This window comes from Caballeronia sp. DA-9 (genome assembly GCF_051615025.1).
GTDB lineage: Bacteria > Pseudomonadota > Gammaproteobacteria > Burkholderiales > Burkholderiaceae > Caballeronia > Caballeronia sordidicola.
In genome coordinates this window covers 298122-319052 of record NZ_CP195131.1, presented here as the reverse complement: position 1 = coordinate 319052, position 20931 = coordinate 298122, and the positions used below count along the sequence as shown (strand labels likewise).

At 60.8% G+C, this 20931-nt stretch carries 18 protein-coding genes; 9 read left to right on the top strand and 9 right to left on the bottom strand.

Annotated features, from left to right (window positions below):
- Window positions 1-44: 44 nt before the first annotated feature.
- Window positions 45-386, top strand: coding sequence for a zinc ribbon domain-containing protein YjdM (locus ACRWA7_RS01450; protein ID WP_060856456.1), 342 nt, complete (start codon window positions 45-47; stop codon window positions 384-386).
- Here the strand turns inward: ACRWA7_RS01450 and ACRWA7_RS01445 are convergent.
- Window positions 383-1033: a DUF2278 family protein gene (locus ACRWA7_RS01445; RefSeq protein WP_438390758.1), complete on the bottom strand. Its 651-nt coding sequence runs from the start codon at window positions 1031-1033 to the stop codon at window positions 383-385. The two genes, ACRWA7_RS01450 and ACRWA7_RS01445, sit on opposite strands and share 4 nt — an antisense overlap.
- A 296-nt stretch (window positions 1034-1329) precedes the next feature.
- Between ACRWA7_RS01445 and ACRWA7_RS01440 the strand changes: the two genes are divergently transcribed.
- Window positions 1330-1617: a transcriptional regulator gene (locus tag ACRWA7_RS01440; protein WP_060856458.1), complete on the top strand. Its 288-nt coding sequence runs from the start codon at window positions 1330-1332 to the stop codon at window positions 1615-1617.
- A gap of 15 nt (window positions 1618-1632) precedes the next feature.
- On the opposite strand, the gene ACRWA7_RS01435 is transcribed toward ACRWA7_RS01440, so the two are convergent.
- On the bottom strand, window positions 1633-2775 hold the full coding sequence (locus tag ACRWA7_RS01435) for a diguanylate cyclase domain-containing protein (protein WP_438390757.1): 1143 nt from the start codon (window positions 2773-2775) through the stop codon (window positions 1633-1635).
- 478 nt (window positions 2776-3253) lie between these two features.
- Here ACRWA7_RS01435 and ACRWA7_RS01430 point away from each other — a divergent pair, with 478 nt between their 5' ends.
- Entirely contained in the window at window positions 3254-3943 is a 690-nt protein-coding gene (locus ACRWA7_RS01430; RefSeq protein ID WP_438390756.1) for a nucleoside 2-deoxyribosyltransferase, read from the top strand.
- A 6-nt stretch (window positions 3944-3949) separates the two neighbouring features.
- On the opposite strand, the gene ACRWA7_RS01425 is transcribed toward ACRWA7_RS01430, so the two are convergent.
- From ACRWA7_RS01425 to ACRWA7_RS01400, 6 genes are all read right to left on the bottom strand, one after another.
- The gene (locus ACRWA7_RS01425; RefSeq protein WP_438390755.1) at window positions 3950-4849 is read right to left on the bottom strand and encodes a DMT family transporter; all 900 of its coding nucleotides are present in this window, start codon (window positions 4847-4849) and stop codon (window positions 3950-3952) included.
- A 146-nt stretch (window positions 4850-4995) separates the two neighbouring features.
- Window positions 4996-6234: a CaiB/BaiF CoA transferase family protein gene (locus tag ACRWA7_RS01420; protein ID WP_438390754.1), complete on the bottom strand. Its 1239-nt coding sequence runs from the start codon at window positions 6232-6234 to the stop codon at window positions 4996-4998.
- A 1-nt stretch (window position 6235) separates the two neighbouring features.
- Complete coding sequence (locus ACRWA7_RS01415) at window positions 6236-7018, bottom strand: enoyl-CoA hydratase/isomerase family protein (protein WP_438390753.1); 783 nt, start codon at window positions 7016-7018, stop codon at window positions 6236-6238.
- 11 nt (window positions 7019-7029) lie between these two features.
- Window positions 7030-8322: an MFS transporter gene (locus ACRWA7_RS01410; protein WP_438391025.1), complete on the bottom strand. Its 1293-nt coding sequence runs from the start codon at window positions 8320-8322 to the stop codon at window positions 7030-7032.
- A 198-nt stretch (window positions 8323-8520) separates the two neighbouring features.
- On the bottom strand, window positions 8521-11544 hold the full coding sequence (locus ACRWA7_RS01405; protein ID WP_438390752.1) for an FAD-binding and (Fe-S)-binding domain-containing protein: 3024 nt from the start codon (window positions 11542-11544) through the stop codon (window positions 8521-8523).
- A gap of 15 nt (window positions 11545-11559) precedes the next feature.
- Window positions 11560-12780, bottom strand: a complete 1221-nt coding sequence (locus ACRWA7_RS01400) for a pyridoxal-phosphate-dependent aminotransferase family protein (protein WP_438390751.1) — start codon at window positions 12778-12780, stop codon at window positions 11560-11562.
- A gap of 157 nt (window positions 12781-12937) precedes the next feature.
- Here ACRWA7_RS01400 and ACRWA7_RS01395 point away from each other — a divergent pair, with 157 nt between their 5' ends.
- The 3 genes from ACRWA7_RS01395 to ACRWA7_RS01385 all read left to right on the top strand — a co-directional run bounded on the left by ACRWA7_RS01395 (window position 12938) and on the right by ACRWA7_RS01385 (window position 16062).
- The gene (locus ACRWA7_RS01395; RefSeq protein WP_438390750.1) at window positions 12938-13666 is read left to right on the top strand and encodes a GntR family transcriptional regulator; all 729 of its coding nucleotides are present in this window, start codon (window positions 12938-12940) and stop codon (window positions 13664-13666) included.
- Window positions 13667-13906: 240 nt separating this feature from the next.
- Entirely contained in the window at window positions 13907-15016 is a 1110-nt protein-coding gene (locus ACRWA7_RS01390; protein ID WP_438390749.1) for a porin, read from the top strand.
- A 2-nt stretch (window positions 15017-15018) separates the two neighbouring features.
- Window positions 15019-16062 carry a nucleoside hydrolase gene (locus ACRWA7_RS01385; protein ID WP_438390748.1) on the top strand — a complete coding sequence of 348 codons (1044 nt, stop codon included), beginning with the start codon at window positions 15019-15021 and terminating at the stop codon, window positions 16060-16062.
- A 12-nt stretch (window positions 16063-16074) separates the two neighbouring features.
- Here ACRWA7_RS01385 and ACRWA7_RS01380 read toward each other — a convergent pair whose 3' ends face one another.
- Complete coding sequence (locus ACRWA7_RS01380) at window positions 16075-16983, bottom strand: LysR family transcriptional regulator (protein WP_438390747.1); 909 nt, start codon at window positions 16981-16983, stop codon at window positions 16075-16077.
- A gap of 92 nt (window positions 16984-17075) precedes the next feature.
- Here ACRWA7_RS01380 and ACRWA7_RS01375 point away from each other — a divergent pair, with 92 nt between their 5' ends.
- The 3 genes from ACRWA7_RS01375 to ACRWA7_RS01365 all read left to right on the top strand — a co-directional run bounded on the left by ACRWA7_RS01375 (window position 17076) and on the right by ACRWA7_RS01365 (window position 20930).
- A complete protein-coding gene (locus ACRWA7_RS01375; RefSeq protein ID WP_438391024.1) occupies window positions 17076-18425 on the top strand; it encodes an NCS2 family permease in 1350 nt (449 codons plus the stop codon).
- A gap of 29 nt (window positions 18426-18454) precedes the next feature.
- The gene (locus ACRWA7_RS01370) at window positions 18455-19558 is read left to right on the top strand and encodes an adenosine deaminase family protein (RefSeq protein WP_438390746.1); all 1104 of its coding nucleotides are present in this window, start codon (window positions 18455-18457) and stop codon (window positions 19556-19558) included.
- Between the two features lie 88 nt (window positions 19559-19646).
- Entirely contained in the window at window positions 19647-20930 is a 1284-nt protein-coding gene (locus ACRWA7_RS01365) for an MFS transporter (protein ID WP_438390745.1), read from the top strand.
- Window position 20931 lies beyond the last annotated feature (1 nt).

Genomic DNA, 20931 nt, shown 5'->3' with positions numbered 1-20931 from the left:
AACGCGTTCGCACGGCATCGACTGTCACGATTATTTGAGGAATCATGCCTACACTCCCACCCTGCCCACTCTGCGCGATGGAAAACACTTACGCCGACGCGGAGCGCATCATCTGCGCGGACTGCGGTCACGAATGGTCCGCAACTGAAGCGGCTTCCCCCGACGACGACGAAACGTCCGTCGTCAAGGATTCGAACGGCAACGTACTTGCCAACGGCGATTCGGTGGTCCTGATAAAGGACCTGAAAGTCAAAGGCTCGTCGATCACGCTGAAAGTCGGCACGAAGGTAAAAAGCATCCGGCTTGTTGGCGGCGACCATGAAGTCGACTGCAAGATGGACGCCGGCAGCTTCATGCTCAAGGCCTGCTATTTGAAGAAGGTCTAGGCTTTCGCCGGATTTCCGTTCGCATCCGTATCAAAGGTTTGCGACTGGAACGCGAAGAAAAACGCGCGCCATGTATTGTTCGGATACGCAATCATCAGCGCGCCGTCCTGGTATGCACCGTTGTCCCCTGCGTACTGGCCGCCGTTGCCCTGGTTCATGTGGATATCGTGAACGCCGTTGCCGGGAACGAAGTGGAAATACTGATCCGGCTTGCCTTGTTCGGGACCCCATCGCGACCCGAACGCATACACAATCGATCCCTCCATGGCCATTGCGGTCACCACCGCGTCTTCCAGTTTGTCTTTCAGGTCGTTGTTCACGCCGGGTGCGTCGGGCGGCACGGGTTTCATCGATTTCGTATCGACAAGACCGCCGCGAACGTAGTCGATTGCCAGTCCGCCGGGCCTGGAGGGCAACTTGGTGAAGCCCGGCGCGAGCGCGCCCAACTCGCTCAAGAATTTATCGGGCAGCGTATCCAGTTCTTCAAACAACACGGTTGATGGCGCGTGGGGCGCCGACGATTTCACGTTCGATGCAATTCGAAAAACCGTCGTGCCGCCATGAACGAGGATCTGGTAGTGGTCGTCGTCGGCATTGCGAAGATGGCCGGTTATTGTGCCCTTGAGCACCCCGTAATTTACTGACATGCGTTTCTCCCTGATTGGCGTACGAGCCGAAGTTTATTTTGCAGCAAGGTTCGGGCCGTTCATGATGCCGGCGGTCAGGATTACGGAAACTCCGAAAAAAACCGGTTCAATGTGCGTTTGCCATCAAACCGTCAAGAAAATATGCCTGGCGCCTCTTGGCATTCATGCATCTCTATTGTTGTGTGCGCCTGAAAACATTTCGTCCGTGAAAGCGAATGTAATGTCACCAGCACGACTCTTTCATCACGTAGAGTTCCCCGTTCGAACACCGTAACCGCCCATGGCTTTGCGCATTCATGAACGCACACACTCTCACCGACCACCACGTCAGCGACAGCATCGAACATAGCGGCGGCCAGCGCCTGGGCCGAGCATTTGCCGCACGACTCGACATGACCATCAAGCGCTCGGGACTGACTTCGCAGCGCGTGGCGAAATCGCTTGGCGTGACCGAGGGCGACGTTGCGCTGTGGCGCGCAGGAATTACACTGCCGCGTAACGCCGATTGCCAGCGTCTAGCCGAATTGCTGCACGTGGATATCTCCTGGCTGAGCGGCCGGTCCGCGCCAGCCGAAAGACGATAGCGCGAACAGGACGCGCTAAGCCGCCAGGCTCCAGCGCGCCTTGCCCATTGCCTTGGCGACGTTCAGGGCTTTATCGGCGGCGTTGAGCGCGGTCAGGACGTCGAAGCCGTGATCCGGCACGAGCGCCACGCCAATGCTCGCGCCAACATTGACCGAGACGCTCGACGTCAACGCGAACGCCGCCGACATTTCGTTGATCAGCCGGTCCGCAAACGCAGCGGCGTCATTGCGATCCGGCACGCTCATGGTCACCACGTATTCGTCGCCGCCTATACGAAACACCATGTCGTCCGGACCTTTCAGCGCATTCAGACGCCCGCCGATCATCACGAGCAGCAGGTCGCCGGCTTCGTGTCCATATTGGTCGTTGACGGGCTTGAAACCGTCCAGGTCAATGTAGAGCACCGCGACTTTTCCGCCCTTGCCCGGCACCGCCTTGTACCGTGTCTGCGATGCATGGATCAATCCCGCGCGATTGGGCAAACCGGTCAGTGCGTCATGCCGCGCGCGATAATCGTTTTCCCTTTCAGCTTTCATGGTGGAAACGAGCAGTCCGTTAAGACGGAACGCGGCAATGCTCATTGCCACCAGATAAAAAGGTATCTGAATCAGCGTCAGCGTGAGGATAAGTTCTTTGGACATTGCGGCGGCAATGCAGCAAGGACCCAGCGACAACAAAATCATGATGGCGACGAGCCGCGGCGCACCGAAATTCCTGAAGCAGATTCCGCCCACCATGGCAGCCGCCGACAGGCAGGAAAGCGTCGCGGCAATCCAGTCGTTACTCAGGATACTGATGAACGCGCCATAGCCAACGCTTGCGCCCCACAGCACGCCTAGAAGCAAGTAGACATCTGTGTAAGTCGGCTGTCCGCGTCGCGCGGCCCGATGCGCCGCGACCAAAAGGATCAGGCGCGTGCCGCACAGCAGCACTTCCATAATTACCCACGCCATGAACGCCGGCGTGGGTTCCCTCAAGGTGATGGCGATCGAAACGGCGATGGTATTGAGAACGCCGCCGGCAAAAATAGGCAGGGTGCCAAAAAGACTTCCGATCAACGCAACCCGTATGTCGTCCGGTACGTCGTGGCCGGAATGGCACAACCACGTTGTGAACCGCCAGCGAGGCAAACTGAACGGCGCTAATTTGTTATCCATGGATCTTCGCTTTTTTTGCGCGACTGCTTTTGCCACGTCGGCATCGCAGCTTCTGCCTGCCATGGACTCAATCGGTGTGTTCAATATCTGTCTATCAAACAAATAACGCAGGCGGTCTTTATTAATCCCCGAACTGCCCCGTTGACGCATGCCGGGCTGCCGCAAAACATGGCCCGCGCATGCACGTATTCTAAGCTTGCTTAACACCCGATAACCAGTCAAGCCAAGTGAATCAGTGGTGAATCGCCTCTAACCTGGCTCGGCGGATTTTAACCGGGCCGTCTTCTTCGAGGCAGGATCGTGTTTAGATTCGATTACGCGTTATCGGGGTTATCGGCGTGAATGCGATAATCTTGAGCCGTTAATATGCACGTCCAATTCCGCCAGCCACGCTGGTATGGCTTGACTCACGAAAGCTTCGCGTTTCTACTAACGCCCCTGTCAGGAATTGCTTGCCCATGCGGTGCTGAGGAGAACAATGCGCGGCCCCACCAAAAAACAACTGTCGTTAGTCGAACTGGTCGACCAAGGCCTGAGCGTCGAGGAGATTGCGATGCGCACGGGCAAGCTCGTGGCATCGGTTCACAAACAGTTGAACCGGGTCCGGCGCAAAGTGCGCGAGGGGCACTTTGCGCCCGCGCCGCTTCCTATCGAGCTGGCAGCGGCGAAGCCGCGCATCTATCTTGCCGGTTTCGACGTTTTCCGTTCCGACGCCATGAGTCACGGCGAGACGCTCAAGGCGATGTGCCAGTCGCGCGGGACGATAGGCTTGTATCCGCTTGACGGGCAGGTTCCCGGCGAGCTGGATCATCTCGGCAAGGCGCAATGGATTTGCCGCGCAAACATGGAAGCGATCCGTTCGGCGGATATTGTCATGGCGAATCTCAACGACTTCCGCGGCGCTGGAGAGCCGGACAGCGGCACCGCGTTCGAGGTGGGATTTGCCGCCGCGCTAGGCAAACCAATATGGGCTTACACCGGCGATAACCGCACGCTGATCGAGCGCGTATCGATTAGAACAGACGGCGGCGCTTCTTATTGCGCCAACGGCTTTGTGGTCGAGGATTTCGACTTGAGGTTCAATCTCATGCTTGCGTGTTCAGCACGTATTGTCGTGGGTGGCCCGGAGGATTGTCTCGACGCGATGGCCGCGGAGGGACTGATTTAAATTGCTTTAAACAATGGGACCATCGGCCTGCTGGCGCCGGATAGCAACCATTATGGAACTCCCTACAATCAGCACAATACCGGCAAGCGACACCATGCCTATGGTCTCACCCCACGCCACGTAGCCAAAGATCGCGGCCCACACAATGCTCGTGTAGTTATACGGCGCGAGCGCGCTCGCATCGGCTTGGCGGAAAGCCATGGTCATCAGCAATTGACCCGTGCCGGCGAGAACGCCGACCAGCGCCAGAATTGCGAGCGAATCCAGCGTCGGCGGCGTCCAGGCGAACATCAGCGAGAAGCCGCTGACCACCGCGCCAATCAAAGTGAAGTAAAGCACGGTGACGCCGGAGTCATCGCTTGCGCGAAGCCGCTTGATCTGCAAGATCGACAACGCGCCGAATATCGCGCTGAGAATCAACAGCAACGGACCAAGCCAACTCGTCTGATCGCTGCTCGGACGCACGACCAGCAACACGCCAATAAAGCCGATGGCCGCCGCGCCCGCATCGCGCCGCCTCAACGTTTCCTTAAGCAGCAAGGGGGCCAGCACGATCACGAAAATCGTCTCCGAATAGACGATGGCAACGGCCTCGCTCAACGGCACATAAGGCAAGCCAGCAAAGAAAAGTCCAAGCGCGCAAAGCAAGGTGATCGCCCGCAGCGTCTGCGCCTTGATGTCAAGGTTCATCAAGCGTCGCGCCAGCGGTTTGCTGCTTTGAAGGCTTATGACGATAGCGGGCAGCAGGCCGAAAACCATCCGGAAGAAGGTCACTTCGTTCGCTGGATAGCGAAGGCTGAGCGACTTCGCGAGAGCATCGACCAACGCAAAGCAAAGCATGGCGGCGAGAATCTGCGTGACGCTGCGCAGCGGCACGGCTTTGCTTTGCGCGATCGAAAGAGGCATGAGGTTCACGTTTCCCGGGTAAAACGGCGGCTTTGAACACCGCGTAGCTTAGCACCGGGAATTCGCGAACAGAACCGCGTATTCGCTCAGCCGGCCCGCTGTGTCGGCTGGCGTCAATCCGTTGTCGTTTTAGGGTTTTGCCGCGCTCAGACCGTTATATCGCTGCCTAGAATCGCGCCCTCGTCCTTCAGCGCACTGATGCGTTCATCGGAGAAACCGTATTCGCGCAGCACTTCCCACGTATGTTGCCCCAAAAGCGGCGCGGGCACGGGGGATTGCGTGCGGCCATCGGAGAAATGAATCGGCAGACCCAGGCCGCGCATTCGCCCTGCTAGCGGATGCGTCGTTTCCACGATCATCCCGCGCGCCAGCGCCTGCTCGTGCGCGACCGCTTCCGGCACGCCAAGCACCGGACCCGACGGCAAGCCGATTGCATCGAACATCGCGAGCCATTCGCTTGTTGTCCGCTCGATCAGCCGGTTCGTCAGGATCTCCACCAGCACGCCGCGATGCTTCATGCGCCCGGCATTGGTCTTGAAACGCTCGTCGTCAGCCAGGCCCGGAATATCCAGCGCGCCGACCAGGCGCTCGTAGTTGCTCTGGTTCGCCGCACCGATATTCACCCAGCCATCGCTCGTGCGAAACGCCTGATAAGGCGCGCTCGTTGGATTCGCCGAACCTGCTTTCGGCAACACGGTGCCGTCGGCAAAATAGTTGGCGAAGGCCCAATACATCTGCTGCAAACCCGCTTCGAACAGCGATGTGTCGACCATCTGCCCCAGGCCAGTTCTCTGCTTGCCCGCATACGCCGCGCAAATGCCAAGCGCCGCGAGGATGCCCGCATTGATGTCGGTCACGGGCGAACCGGCCTTGATCGGCGCCTGTCCCGGTTCGCCAGTCATGCTCATCAAACCGCTCATGCCTTGCGCGATGAGGTCGAAGCCGCCTTTATCGGCCATCGGACCGCTGCGCCCGAAGCCCGATATCGCGCAATAGATCAGCCCGGGATTGTCAGCCTTTAGCGCCTCGTAACCCATGCCAAGTTTTTCCATCGTGCCGCGCCGATAGTTCTCCGTGACCACGTCGGCCGTAGCGAGCATCTTGCGCAGCACTTCACGTCCGCCATCGGTTTTCAGGTTGATCGCGACACCGCGTTTGTTGCGGTTCACGATCATGAACGACGCCGATTCGCCGCCTTCCAGAATAGGCGCGAAGCGGCGGCAATCGTCGCCACCGGGAATCTTTTCGACCTTGATGACGTCCGCGCCCATGTCGGCGAGCATCATGCCGCAAATGGGTCCGGACATGATGTGCGCGAGTTCGATCACGCGCATGCCGGCGAGCGGGCCAGGGCTTTTACTATCGGATGTTTCGTGTTCTGCCATATCAACGCCCCTTGAATTCCGGTTTGACCTTGTCGAGGAAGGCCTGATAGCCGGTGCGGAAATCTTCCGTGCCAAAGCACGCGAAACCTTCATCGCGTTCTGCGTCGGTGAGCGGCGCCGGGTTCATTGCGCGCTTGACGAACTGCTTGTGCCAGCGCGCGACAAGCGGAGCACCATCGGCAATACGGCGTGCGGTTGCCAGCGTCTCGTTTGTCACCTGATCGTCGGGAACGATCCGGGTAACGAGGCCTTTCGCGAACGCCTCTTGCGCATCGAAGATACGGCCCTCGAGCAATATCTCCAGCGCCACGGCGCGGCCGGCAAGCTGCACGAGCGCGTCCAGTTCCGCATGCGCCATCACGAGGCCCAGGTTCTTGATTGGCACACCGAAGCGGCTCGATTCGCCGCAAATGCGCAGGTCGCACATTGCGGCAATTTCAAGTCCGCCGCCCACGCATATTCCGTGAATCATCGCGACGATCGGATGGCGGCACGCATCGAGCGACGCCAGCGTGCGATGCATGATCGCGCCATACGCACGCGCCCGTTCCACGTTGGACCGGTCGGTGCGAAACTCCGCTATATCGTTGCCCGGCGAGAACGCCTTCTCGCCCGCGCCACGAAGGATGATGCAGCGCAGGGTGTCATCGGCGGAAAGCGTGTCGATGGTTTCTCCCAGCGCTTGCCAGAGCGGCTTGGTCATCGCGTTGAGTTTCGCTGGCCGGTCGATGACAACCGTAGCGATGGTCTCGTCGCGCTCGACTCGAATGGAAGCGTCAGTCACGTCGTCTCCTTTTATACGAACTTGCGCAGCGGCTCGGCGTTCTCGCCGCCGGCGGGTACGTCCGCGAGCATCCGGTCCGGCCGCATGGTGAACGAGAGCACGATGCCAACCGCCATCAGGATCATGGATACCGTGAACGGCAGGTTCCAGTTCCCCGTCCGATCAATAAGAAACCCGCCTGCAACCGGGCTGATGATCGCAGCCAACGCCGAGCCCGAATTCATGATGCCGCTGGCGGTGCCCGCGTGTTTCGGCGCGATGTCCATGGGCACGGCCCACATCGGTCCGATCGTCATTTCGTTGAAGAAAAAGCCGCCGCTCAGGCACAGTGCCGCCAACGTGATCGACATGTTGGACACGAGCATGATTGGCGCAAGCGAAAGCAGCGTCAGCAACATGCACACGCCGACCATCACATTGCGCGCGAGGCGAAGGTTCTTACTGCGCCGCAAGATGCGATCCGTCACCGATCCACCCAGCCAGTCGCCCAGCACGCCCGCAAAGAAAACGCCTGAAGCAAAGAGCGCGGACTTGCCCAACTGCATGTGGTAGTTGTGAAGGAAGTACTGCGGAATCCATCCAAGGAAGAGCCACAACACCCAGCCATAGCAGAAGTAGACGGCCGTGACCGGCGCCATGCGTCCGAGCAACGCACGCCACGGCACGGGCGTTCTCTGCTTCACGCCGGAGAACGATGAAAGCGTCTCGCACTCGGCGTCGGTAATGGCGCTGTGCTCGCGCGGGTTATCGCGGAAATAGAAGATCCACACGACCGCCCAAAGAAAGCTCACGATCCCCGTCACAATGAACGCGCCGCGCCAGCTTGTCGCAATCATCAGCCACACGATCAACGGCGGCGCAACGGCGTTGCCAATGCGCGATGCCGCGTGCGTGACGCCTTGGGCAAAGCCGCGTTTATCGGCGGGCATCCAGTTCGACATGGCGCGCGTGGCGGTCGGGAATGTCGCACCTTCGCCCAGTCCAAGCAGCAAGCGCGCAATGATCAGTGATATGAACCCGCCGGACAGTCCCGTCATGACCGTTGCGCCCGCCCAGATCACGGCGCATACAGCGAGTGTCCGACGCGGCCCGAACCTGTCGCCAACCCATCCGCCGATGATCTGGAACACGAGATACGGATAAGCGAATGCAGAGAAAACAAAACCGATCTGCGTATGCGACAAATGCAGTTCCGCGCCGAACTGCGAGGCCGCGGTACTGACGTTTACACGGTCGACATACGTGATGAAATACATGGCGCACAGCAGTAGCAAAACGCGCGTCGTAGCTCGACGGAACATCATCGTCTCCTTGATTAGTGCGTGCTTCATCGCGACGCCCTGGAGCGCCTGAAGCGAACTGCATCCGGAACTTCGAAAAGCCTTAGTGGTTGGGTATGGCAGCGGTGCTGCGAATCCTGGGCTTGCGCGGTCGTGTCATGCTTGTCTCCAGTGCGCGAACTTCTGAATACGTCCGCTATGTGTACGAAGCGATTCCGGCTTTCAAGAATTCTTTAGCGCGGACGCAAGAACGCGGGCAACGTGCATTGCCTTCGCATTCGTTCCGTCGGCTATTTGATGGCGGCAACTGGTGCCGTCGGCAACAATCAGCGCGCCTGCCGCCTTGCGTATGGCAGGCAGGAGCGACAACTCGGCCATCGCTTTGGACGCCGCGTAGTGTTCTGCTTCATAGCCAAAACTGCCAGCCATTCCACAACACGACGATTCGATCACCTGCACTTCCAGCGAAGGAATCCAGCCAAGCACGGCCTGAACCGGGCGAAATACATCGAATGCTTTTTGATGACAGTGGCCGTGCACGAGCGCCTTTGGATTGGCGATCGATTTCAACGAAAGCCGCAAGCGCCCCGCCTGTTTTTCCTTCACCAGGAATTCTTCGAACAGGAACGATGTCTGCGCGAGCTTGCGCGCTTCCTCGCCATAGCCATAGTCGAGGAATTCATCGCGAAATGACAGCAGGCACGAAGGTTCGAGACCCACGACAGGCACGCCGCGTTCAATGAACGGCCGCAGCGTATCGAGCGTGCGGCGCGCTTCGGCTTTCGCTTCATCGACTTTTCCCGCCGACAAAAACGTGCGTCCGCAACACAGCGGACGTTCGCCGTCTTTCAGGTTCAGATGGACGGTATAACCCGCGGCCTCCAGCACCTGCTTGGCCGCGCGTGCATTGTCCGGCTCCATGTAGTTGTTGAAAGTATCGACGAACAGCAGCACTTCCTTGCCATTGACCGAGGGCGGCAAAGGCTGTTCAGCCGTCGATAAAAACGCTGCAACGAACTTCGGGAACGCGCGTTCAGGCGCAAGGCCAAGACGCGTCTTGAGCCAGCCGGCGACCCGCGGCAGACGTTCCACCGAACCGAACAACGAAGGCACGCGGCTCGCATAAGGCGCGTAACGCGGCATGAATCCCACCAGCCGATCGCGCAAGCGCAATCCGTTCTTCAAGGTCCACGCAGCGCGCGCCTCGATCTTGATCTTCGCCATGTCGACGCCCGTCGGGCAATCGCGCTTGCAGCCCTTGCACGACACACACAGATCGAGCACGTCTTTCACGTCCTGGCTTGCGAGCCCTTCGTCGCCGAGTTGCCCGCTGATCGCGAGCCGCAACGTATTCGCGCGGCCACGCGTCACATGCTGCTCGTCCTTTGTGATCCGGTAACTCGGGCACATCGTGCCTGCATCGAACTTGCGGCAATGGCCATTGTTGTTGCACATCTCGACCGCTTTCGCGAGACCGCCGGTGCGGTCGTCGCCAGTACCCTCCGGCGTTTCGTCGCCGGTCAGCGGATCACGCGTCACGTTCCATTGCGACCAGTCGAGTTGCGTCTTGAGCGCCCGTTCACGGTACGACGGCGGGAAACGGAAGTTGCTCGCGTCGTCCATCTTCGGCGGGTTCACGATGCGATCCGGACTCATGCGGTTCTCGGGATCGAATAACGTCTTGATCTCGCGGAAGGCCTCATTGATTCGGGGTCCGTACTGCCATGCGACCCATTCGCCACGACACAAACCGTCGCCGTGTTCGCCCGAATAAGCGCCCTTGTATTCGCGCACCAGCGCCGACGCTTCTTCCGCGATCGCGCGCATCTTTTGCGCGCCGTCGCGGCGCATGTCCAGAATCGGCCGCACGTGCAGCGTGCCCACGCTCGCATGGGCGTACCACGTGCCTTCGGTATGGTGCTTGTGAAAGACCTCGGTAAGACGTGTTGTGTACTGCGCGAGATGCTCGAGCGGCACCGCGCAATCTTCAATGAACGACACCGGCTTGCCGTCACCCTTCATGCTCATCATGATATTGAGCCCGGCCTTGCGCACTTCCCATAAGGCCTTTTGCTGTGCGGCCTCGGGCATCTCGACAACCGAACCGGGCAAGCCGAGATCGCCCATCAGTTCAACAAGCTGCGCAAGCTTGGCGAGTTGCACGGCTTTATCGGCGCCTGCAAACTCGACCAGCAACACCGCTTGCGGCTGACCCACCAGCGCCTTTTCAATGACCGGTCGAAACGCCGGATTGGACATCGAAAGATCGATCATGGTGCGATCGACAAGTTCCACCGCAACCGGACCCAGCTTGACGATGTGCTGCGTCATGTCCATTGCGTCGTAGAACGTCGGGAAATTCACGACGCCCAGCGTCTTGTGCTCCGGCAGCGGCCAGAGCTTCAACGTGAGGCGCCGGCTGAACGCGAGCGTGCCTTCCGAGCCAACCAGCAGATGCGCGAGGTTCGGTTCGCCATTGGCGCTGAAGGGCAACGGGCTTTGGCAATCGAAGAGATCGATGTTGTAGCCCGCCACGCGCCTCAACACCTTCGGCACCTGCTCGCGAATTTCATCGCGTTCGCGTTGTGCGATGCGTTGTATGCCTTCAATCAGGGAGCGCATGCGCGCATCCGGAGACATCGCGCTCAACGCGCCGAACGCCGCTTGATGACCGTCAGCCAGCACGGCGTCGATGGACGCAATGTTGTGCACCATGATCCCGTATTCCATGGAACGGGAGCCGCACGAATTGTTGCCCGCCATGCCGCCGATCGTGCACTGCGCACTTGTCGATACATCCACGGGAAACCACAAGCCATGTGGTTTGAGCCACGCATTCAGATGATCCAGCACCACGCCCGGTTCCACTGTCACGGTGCGCGCTTCGGCGTCGAAATCGACAATGTTGTTGAGCCACTTGCTTGTATCGATAACCAGCGCTTCACCAATCGTCTGCCCGCACTGGCTCGTTCCCGCGCCGCGTGCGAGCACGGGCGCACGGGCGTCGCGCGCTATGTCCAGCGCGAGCAGCAAGTCGGCCTGGTCGCGTGGCACGACAACGCCCATCGGCATGATCTGATAGATCGACGCATCGGTCGCATAACGGCCGCGCGCCGCGCGGTCGCACAGCACGTCGCCTTTCAGCTCACGGCGCAATCGCGCGGCGAGCGGAGAAAGCGTGGCCCTGGCCGATTCCGGCATCAGGTGGATCGGCTGGACGAGTGCTTCGGGGGATCGGGTCAGCATCGCTCTGGCGTATTCTCAGGCAGCCGCTTTCAAGGCGGGCGCCGCGGCGTTGTTCGTCAGGTAGTCCATTGCCGCGAGCACGCCGCTTGCCGCGAGTTTCACGCCTGCCAGCTTGAGACCCATCTCGCAGCCTGAAAGCGTCGCCATCAATGTGAGGTCGTTGCAGTCGCCAAGGTGCCCGATGCGAAACATGCGGCCCTTCAGCTTTCCGAGTCCCGTACCCAGCGACATGTCGAACTTCTCGTAGATCAGCTTGCGGATCGCGTCGGCGTCCACGCCTTCAGGCGTCATCACGCCCGTCAGCACCGGCGAATACACAGCCGGATCGGCACACTGGATCTCGAGGCCCCACGCGTTCACCGCCGCGCGGCACGCCGCCGCCAGCCGCTGGTGACGCGCAAAGACGTTGTCGAGGCCTTCGTCGCCAATCATCTCGAGCGCTTCCGACAAGCCATATAACAAGTTCGTATTAGGCGTGTACGGCCAGTAACCGCTCTTGTTCATCTCGATGATTTCATCCCACGCCCAGAACGCGCGCGGCAGCGTGGCCGTCTTGCCTGCCTCGATCGCCTTCTTCGATACCGCGTTGAAGCTGATCCCCGGCGGCAGCATCAACCCTTTTTGCGAGCCGGACACGGTGACGTCCACGCCCCATTCGTCATGCCGGTAATCCGCTGAAGCGAGCCCGGAAATCGTATCGACGAGAAACAGCGCCGGGTGGGCCGCCGCGTCGATCGCCCGGCGCACCGCCGCGATGTCCGACGTGACGCCCGTCGATGTCTCGTTGTGCACAACGCAGACCGCCTTGATCACGTGCTGCGTGTCTTCGCGCAAACGGGCTTCGATCAGGTCGGCCTGCACGCCGCGCCGCCATCCTTCAATGCCGGGCAAACCGAGAAACTCCGGCCTGAGTCCGAGGTTTTCGGCCATTTTTTTCCACAGCGTCGCGAAATGGCCGGTCTCGAACATCAGCACCGTGTCGCCGGGGCTGAGGGTGTTGCAGAGCGCCGCCTCCCATGCGCCCGTGCCCGACGCGGGATAGATCACCACGGGCTGCGCGGTCTTGAAGATCGCCTTGATGCCGTCGAGCACCTTCAGCCCGAGCGCACCGAATTCCGGCCCGCGATGGTCGATGGTCGGATAACTCATCGCGCGCAGGATGCGGTCGGGCACGGGGCTCGGCCCAGGAATCTGCAGGAAATGGCGACCGGCGGGATGGAAATCGAGCTTCAACATGATGCGTCCTTTGAATTTTGCATGCAAAATACTCTAACGCAGCGTTGCATCGACTGAAAGCGATAAATGCTTGTTTTTCTTAGGTGAAAACCCGTCCCTAGGGTTTTCTGGGAGCGGCGCGGTAAAATCGCGTCAACAGAATGACTAGAGGTATTGCATGCAAAATGATCGCGTCGCGGATCGCGAATTCACGCTTCCCAGAGTCGAGCGGCAACGTCTGCACGACACGGTGGTCGATCACCTGCGCAATTTCATCGTGGAAGGGCTGCTTGCGCCGGGCATGAAGTTGAACGAGCGCACGCTGTGCGAGACGCTCGGCATTTCGCGCACGCCGTTGCGCGAGGCGTTGAAGGTCCTTGCGTCGGAGGGTTTGATCGACATCCTGCCGAACCGGGGTGCATCGGTTTCACAGATGAGCGACGCGGAGATTCGCGAGACGTTCGAACTGATGGGCGGACTCGAAGCGTTTTCGGGGGAACTCGCGTGCGAGCGCATCACGCCTGCCGAACTCAGCGACATCAAGGCGTTGCACTACGCCATGCTCGCCTGCCGCGAGCAGAACGATCTTTCCGGGTACTACAGCCGCAATCAGGCTATCCACGACAAGATCAACAACGCCGCGCGGAACTCCGCGTTGCGGCAGACGTATGTATCGGTGAACCGGCGGTTGCAGGCGCTGCGGTTCCGCTCGAATTTCCAGACCACGAAGTGGGACAGCGCGATCCGGGATCATGAAGCCATGATTGCAGCCCTCGAATCACGCGATGGAAAGCGCATGGCCGAGATCATGCGCGCGCATTTGATGGCGAAGCGCGACGCGGTGCTCGCCGAGCGGACCATGACAACCGTGAAGCCGATTTCGGAAGGCGGGACGTTGCCGGGGTGATCGAGCCCGCAACGCCGCCTTGCATGACACCTGCGGCACATAGACCCGCGCGGGTCTAAAGATCTAAAACGCACCGCCCAAGCGGATGCGTCACGCCCCTCGTATAAATCCATTTGATGGGATCATAAAAATTCATAATTATTTTTATGGTTTTCAGCTTTGTACAGTCCGATGCACTCGCCAGGCGCCACGAACCCAAAAAGGCGCGACGAACACATTTCACACGCTCATCGGACCACCATGAAACTACTCAAGCTTGCTCCTCTCGCAATGCTCGGCGCGTTCACCGCCACGTCGTATGCGCAAAGCAGCGTCACGCTCTATGGCCTGATTTCAGGGGGAATCGGCTTCGCGACGAACCAGGGCGGACACAACGCGTATCAGGCGCTGAGCGGCACGAATCAGAATCCGCGCTGGGGCCTGAAGGGGCGTGAGGACCTGGGCGGCGGCTTGAGCGCGATCTTCCAGCTGGAAAACGGATTCAACATCATGACCGGCACGGCCGCGCAAAATGGCCGCGAGTTCGGCCGCCTCGCCGCCGTGGGTCTATCGGATAAAAAGTATGGCACGCTGACCCTCGGCCGCCAGTACGACGCCATTCACGACTACATTGGCCCGGTGATCATTGCGAGCAACGGCGTGAATATTGGCGATAACGACAACGGCTACAACGACATCCGCATCCAGAATTCGGTGAAATACGTGAGCCCCGATTATCGCGGGCTGAAGGCAACGGCCATTTACGGCTTCAGCAATTCAACCGGTTTCGGCGACAACAACGCCTACAGCTTCGGCATTGGTTACGAGCATGGTCCGCTGCGCTGGAGTGCGGTCTACGCGCAATACAACCATCCGTTCAGCAGCACGAATTCCGACGGCGCGATCTCGAACGATTATTCGTCGCCCATCCTGATCTTCGATAAAAGCGCGACCAATCCCTCGGTGTTCGCGAAGAAGCAGCGCATTGCCGGCACGGGTGGTTTCTACACAATCGGCAAGGCCCAGTTCGCAGCGCTTTTCACCGATGTCCATTACGATTACCTCGACAACTCGCACCTGCACTTGCAGAACTTCGGCGTGAACGTGGTGTACACCATGACGCCTTCGCTGTTCCTCGGCGCGGCGTACGGCTACACGGACGGCAAGTACGACGTCATCAACCAGAAGCCCGCGTGGCATCAGGTCAACTTGCAGGCCGACTATTTCCTCTCGAAGCGCACGGACGTGGCATTGACCGTGATCGGCCAGCAAGCCGCCGGGGACGCGCAGCACGCGCAGATCTTCGCCTTCGCGCGCTCCACGACCACGCGCCAACTGGTCGCCACCCTCGGCATGCGCCACGTATTCTGAACATGAGCCAGACTTCGAGTTTTACCCGACGCAGTTTCCTGAAGGCATCGGCTGCGCTGAGCGCTTCAGCTTTGTTCAACCCGCTCGCGCATGCGGCGGGCGAGCGCCGCACGGTGATCATCGACTGCGATCCGGGTCAGGACGACGCCATCGCCATCCTGTTCGCGCTCGGCGCGCGCGACCGGCTCGACGTGCGCGCGTTGACCGCCGTGGCGGGCAATGTGCCGCTGAACCTGACGGAGCGCAACGCGCGCATCATCCGCGACTGGGCGGGCGCCACGAAAACACTGCCCGTCTATGCGGGCTGCCCGCGTCCGCTCATGCGCGAACTGATTACCGCCGCGAACGTGCACGGCAAGACCGGGCTGGAAGGCGTCGAACTGCACGAGCCGCTCGGCGCGCTTGGCGGCCAGCACGCGGTGGCGTATCTCATCGATACCTTGAAAGCCGCGCCGCCGAAAAGCGTCACGCTGTGCGCGATCGGACCGCTCACGAACATTGCGACCGCGCTGACCGAAGCGCCCGAAATTCGCGACGCGCTGTGCGAAATCGTGCTGATGGGCGGCGCGTTCTTCGAGCGCGGCAACATCACGCCGGCCGCCGAATTCAACGTGTATGTCGATCCGCAAGCGGCGAGCATCGTGTTCTCGAGCGGCGTTCCGATTGTCGTGCTGCCGCGCGATGTCGCCGTGAAAGCGCCGATCACGCCGGCTCGCATCGCGCCGATCCGCGCGATTGGCAACCGCTGCGGCACGATTGTCGCGGACATCATGGCGGCCGAAGTGAAGTACCAGAAAGGCCGCCGGGGCGTGGAAGAAGCGCCGATGTACGATCCCACCGCGGCAGGTTATCTGGTCGATCCGAGCCTGTTCAAAGGCAAGCTGGTGAACGTGGTGGTCGAAACAACCGGCCAATGGACGCTGGGTGAAACGGTCGTCGACTGGTCGGGACATAGCGGGCGGACGCCCAACGCGACGTGGATCACGGATGTCGATGCCGACGCGTTCTACGCCGCGCTGCGCGCCAGCATTGCGACGTTGCCTTGAGCCGCGTAGAGCTTAAATGTGCGCGGCGACAAAGTCCCAACACGCTTTTACGTGCGGGCCGCGGTCGACGCCTGCCAGGGAAATCAGCGCAATGGCGCGGGTGACGCGAGGTTTATCGAGCCGCAGCGCGATCAGTTCGGGGTCGTGCAGATGCAGGGTGTAAAGACTCGGCATGACCGCGATCGCGAGCCCGTTGCGCGCCAACGCATACAGCGGCTCGGTGTATTCCATGGTGTAGGTCACCGAGAGACGCAGCTTTTCGTCGCCACTGGTTCTATGCAAGGTATCGCTCACGCTGCCGCGCACGAACACGGCAAGATCGCGGCCTACGAGCTTTTTCCACGGCACGGTCTTGAGCTTCGCGAGCGGGTCGTCACGCCGCACGACGACCACGATCTCGTCCTCGAAGACATCCCTGAAACGCAGGGCTTCGTGGTTCGCTTCCGGCTCGTGCACGCCAATGCCGATATCCGCCACGCCGTCGCGCACGGCGTCGATCAGCGCCGTGTTCGGCAAGTCGGTAAGCGTGAAGCGCAGCGCGGGCCGCTGTTCGCGAAAGGCGTTGAGCACGGGCAGCAAGCGTCCCGCCACGGATGGAATCATCGCAATGCGCACCGTCTGCAGCCGTTCCAGGAACGTGCTCGCCATGTCGTCGAAGGTGCCGCGCGCGTGGTTCAGCAAGCGCTCGGCGAGCGGCAGGATGCTCGCGCCCGCGTCGGTGAGCGTCAGGCGATGCGCGGAGCGCAGAAACAGCGGCCCGCCGAGCAGGAATTCGATCTGACGGATCGCGGCGGTCAGCGCGGGTTGCGTGAGCGAGAGCGACTGTGCGGCTTGCGTGAAGCTGCGCGCATGCGCGAGCGCGACGAAGTACTGCACTTGCCGCAAGGTCAGCGCGGGCAACGGGCCTGAACGATCGGACATGAAGCGCTACCAGTTGGATAGATGCGCCGCAGTATAAAACGCGTGTGCGCCGGCCCGCGCTCAAGGAAAAAATAGTGAACAAGGAATCTTCGATGGCTTCTCCCGATGCAACCGTAACCCACAAGCCGGGCGGCTGGCTGGATCGCCGCTTTGCATTGAGCGAGCGCAAGACCAGCGTGCGCGTCGAGACGCTCGCGGGCATCACGTCGTTTCTCGCGGCGGCGTATCTGCTCGTCGTGATCCCGTCATTGCTTGCCACCGGCGGCATGGATCGCGGCGCGGCGACGACCTCGACCATCATCGTGTTCGTCCTGAGCACGGTCCTGATGGGGCTTTATACGAACCTGCCGTTCATTGTCGGGCCGGGCATTGGCGGGTCCGTGATCCTCGGCGTGACGCTTGCCGCCACCGAACATGTCGCATGGCAAACCGGACTGGGCATTGCATTCGTCTCCGGACTGCTGTTCCTGATTCTCACGCTGGTCGGGGCACGAAGCCTTGTCGTGCGGTTGATTCCACAGCAGATCAAGCTGGGGCTGGGTGCATCGATCGGGTTGTTTATCGCGGTGCTGGGATTTCGCAACGCGGGCATGGTGATCGCGAACGCCAGGACCAATGCGCTCGCGCTCGGCGACTTTTCGCGTCCCGGCACAATTGTGGCGTTGATCGGACTGGCGGCCGCCGTGGTGCTGCAGGGCCGGAAAATCCCCGGCGCGATTCTCTGGGCAATCCTGATTGCCGCGGCTGCGGGCGTGCCGCTCGGCGTCACGCATCTGCCGTCGACCATGATCTCCCTGCCGCACGACATCATGCCGGTCGCGTTCAAGCTGGACATTCCGGGCGCGCTGACAGTCGCGGCCATTCCGTATTTGTTCGTGTTCTTCGCCGCCGAGTTTTTCTCGACCCTCGGCACGACGCTCGCGGTCGGCGCAAAAGCCAATCTTCTCGATGCAAACGCCAACCTGCCGAACATCAATCGCCCATTCCTGGTCGATTCGATCGCGGCCACGCTCGGTCCCGTGCTCGGCATTCCGGCCTTGACCGCGCTGGTCGAATCCGCGGCGGGCGTGGAAGCGGGCGGACGCAGCGGGCTTTCGTCGCTCGCGGCGGCGGCCATGTTCGCGCTGATGCTGCTGTTCGTGCCGGTCGCGCTCGCGATCCCGAAAGAAGCCACGGCGCCCGCGCTGATCCTGATTGGCCTGTCGATGTTCAGCACCATCCGCCACGCGCATTTCGATGATTTCACCGACGCTTTCCCGGTCCTTTCCATGGTCCTGCTCACGCTGATGTCGAACAGTTTCGGCACGGGCATTGCGGGCGGCCTGCTGTGTTTTGTGATCGTGAAACTGCTCGCCGGACGCTTCAAGGAAGTGCCGTGGGGTCTCGTCGTGCTGGCCATTCCGCTTGGGTATTACTTCTGGACCGTAGTCAAGCATCATTAATTTTCGCATCACCGCTAGTACCGGGAACCATGAAAGAAACGAACGAGACATACGGCAACGTGCCGGCTTCACGCACGGGAATAGAAATCACGGATGCGCACCGCGCATTTTTCAAGGCGATTCCGAAGGCCGAACTGCATTGCCATCTGTTGGGCGCGGTCCGCCACGAGACGTTCGTGGCGCTCGCGCAAAAGAGCCGTGCGCCGATCAAGCGCGCCGAAATCGATGCGTTTTATACGCGCGGCGACAAGCCTGTCGGCGTGTTGCGCGTGCTGCGTGCGCTCGACGAATACCTTCTCACGGGCCCGGACGACCTGCATCGGATCACGTATGAATATCTCGAGGACGCCGCCGCCCATAACGTGCGCCATGCCGAGTTTTTCTGGAATCCGACAGGAACGGTGCGTGTATCGAAAATTGAATACGGCGATGCGCAGGCGGGCATTGTCCAGGCGATCCGCGACGCGTCGCGCGACTTCGGCATGTCGGCCCGGCTGATTCCGAGCATTGACCGCGAAGCCGATCCGGACGAAGCAGTGGCGTTGGTCGAATGGATGAAAGCGCATCGCGCCGATGAAGTCGCCGGCATCGGCATTGATTATCGCGAGAACGACCGGCCGCCGGAATTGTTCTGGAAGGCGTATCGCAATGCGCGCGAAGCGGGGTTCCGAACGACCGCGCACGCGGGCGAATTCGGCATGCCGTGGCGCAACGTGGAAACGGCTATCGAGTTATTGAAAGTGGACCGGCTGGATCACGGCTATACGATTGTCGATAATCCCGCGCTCGCGGCGAAGTACGCCGCGAGCGGCATTGTCTTCACCGTGGTGCCGACCAACTCGTACTATTTGCGCACATTGCCGCCGGAGCACTGGGCCGAGCGGCATCCGATTCGCCGGATGCCGGAACTGGGCCTGAAGATTCATCCGAATACCGACGATCCCACGCTGCACAAGGTAAATCCGAGCGAAGCCTGGGAACTGATGTTCAGCCACTTCGGTTTTGGTCTGGATGATCTGCGCGGCTTCATGATCAATGGCATCGACGGCGCGTGGATCGACCCAGCCACGCGCGAAACGTGGCGCACGTCATGGCTCGCGGAATTCGACAACCTCGCGAAATCGTTAGCTTGAACAGTTGATTTTTTTATCGTGCGGGTGTCGATGCGAAAACCCGCTTATCATCGCGCGTTGACGTTCAGACACCCAAAGCACCGCGCGCATGCAACCAGCAGGTAACGAATCAACGCAGCCGTCCGGCCAGCCTTTCGGCACGAAGCCCGGGGGCATTGTCGTCGCGACGATCATAGGCAACGCGTTCGTTGCCTATGACTTTACGGTCTACAGCTTTTCGGCGCTGATTATCGGCCGGCTGTTCTTTCCGTCCAATAATCCGCTCTCCTCGCTCCTGCTTTCGCTGGGAACGTTTGGCGCGGGTTTTGTCATGCGTCCGCTCGGCGCGATGTTTATTGGCCATGTGGCAGGCACGCGCGGGCGCAAAACTGCCATGACGTGGTCGATCACGCTCATGACGCTCGGCACATGGCTGATCGCGTGCCTGCCGACTGTCGCGTCCATTGGCGTCACTGCAACGTGGCTGATGGTGATCGCGCGGCTGATGCAAGGGCTCGCCGCGGGCGGGGAGATCGGCCCGGCGTCGGCAGTGCTGATGGAATCCGTGCCGCACGACCGGCGCTGTTATCTGACAAGCTGGCGCGGCGCGAGCCAGGGCGCGGCGGCGTTCGCGGCCGCGCTGGTCGGCGCGATCACCACCGCGCTGCTTTCACCCGAAGCCATGCACGACTGGGGCTGGCGCATTCCCTTCGTGCTCGGCGGTTTTATCGGTCCGGTGGGATGGTATTTGCGGCGGCGCATGCCATCCGTCACCATCAACGCGCCCGAACGGCCGCGTTTCACCACCATCTTCAGGCAACACGCGCGCACGCTCTGCTACGGCACGCTGATGATGGCCGCGCCGTCGGTTGGCATCTATATCACCGTGTTTTATATGCCGAGCTATCTGGTGCGCACGCTGCACAGGCCGGCTGCGATCAGTCTCCTGATCGCCAGTCTCTCCGGCCTCGTGATCCTGGTCGTCAATCCGCTCGTCGCGCGGGTTGCCGACCGGCAGGCGAGCCGCAAGCCGATTCAGTACCTGATGCTCGCGATCTGCCTCGTGCTGACGTATCCCACGTTTCTCGCGCTCAAGACGGGCGTGAGCGACGCCGCCGCGACGGCGATCATCCTGGCGTACGTGGCTCTGGCGCTCAACAACGCGGGCGCGAGCACGGTCATGATGCTGGAAGCGTTTGCGCCTTCGCACCGCGCCGCCGCGCTTTCGATGATGTACAGCTTCGGCGTGACACTCTTCGGCGGATTTTCGCCGCTTATCGTGACGTGGCTGATCGCTGCAACCAACAATCCGATGTTGCCCGCGTGGTATCTGGTCGCCGCGACATGCGTCACGCTGTTCGCGCTGTGGCGCTTTCCGGCGCCCGCGCGTTGAT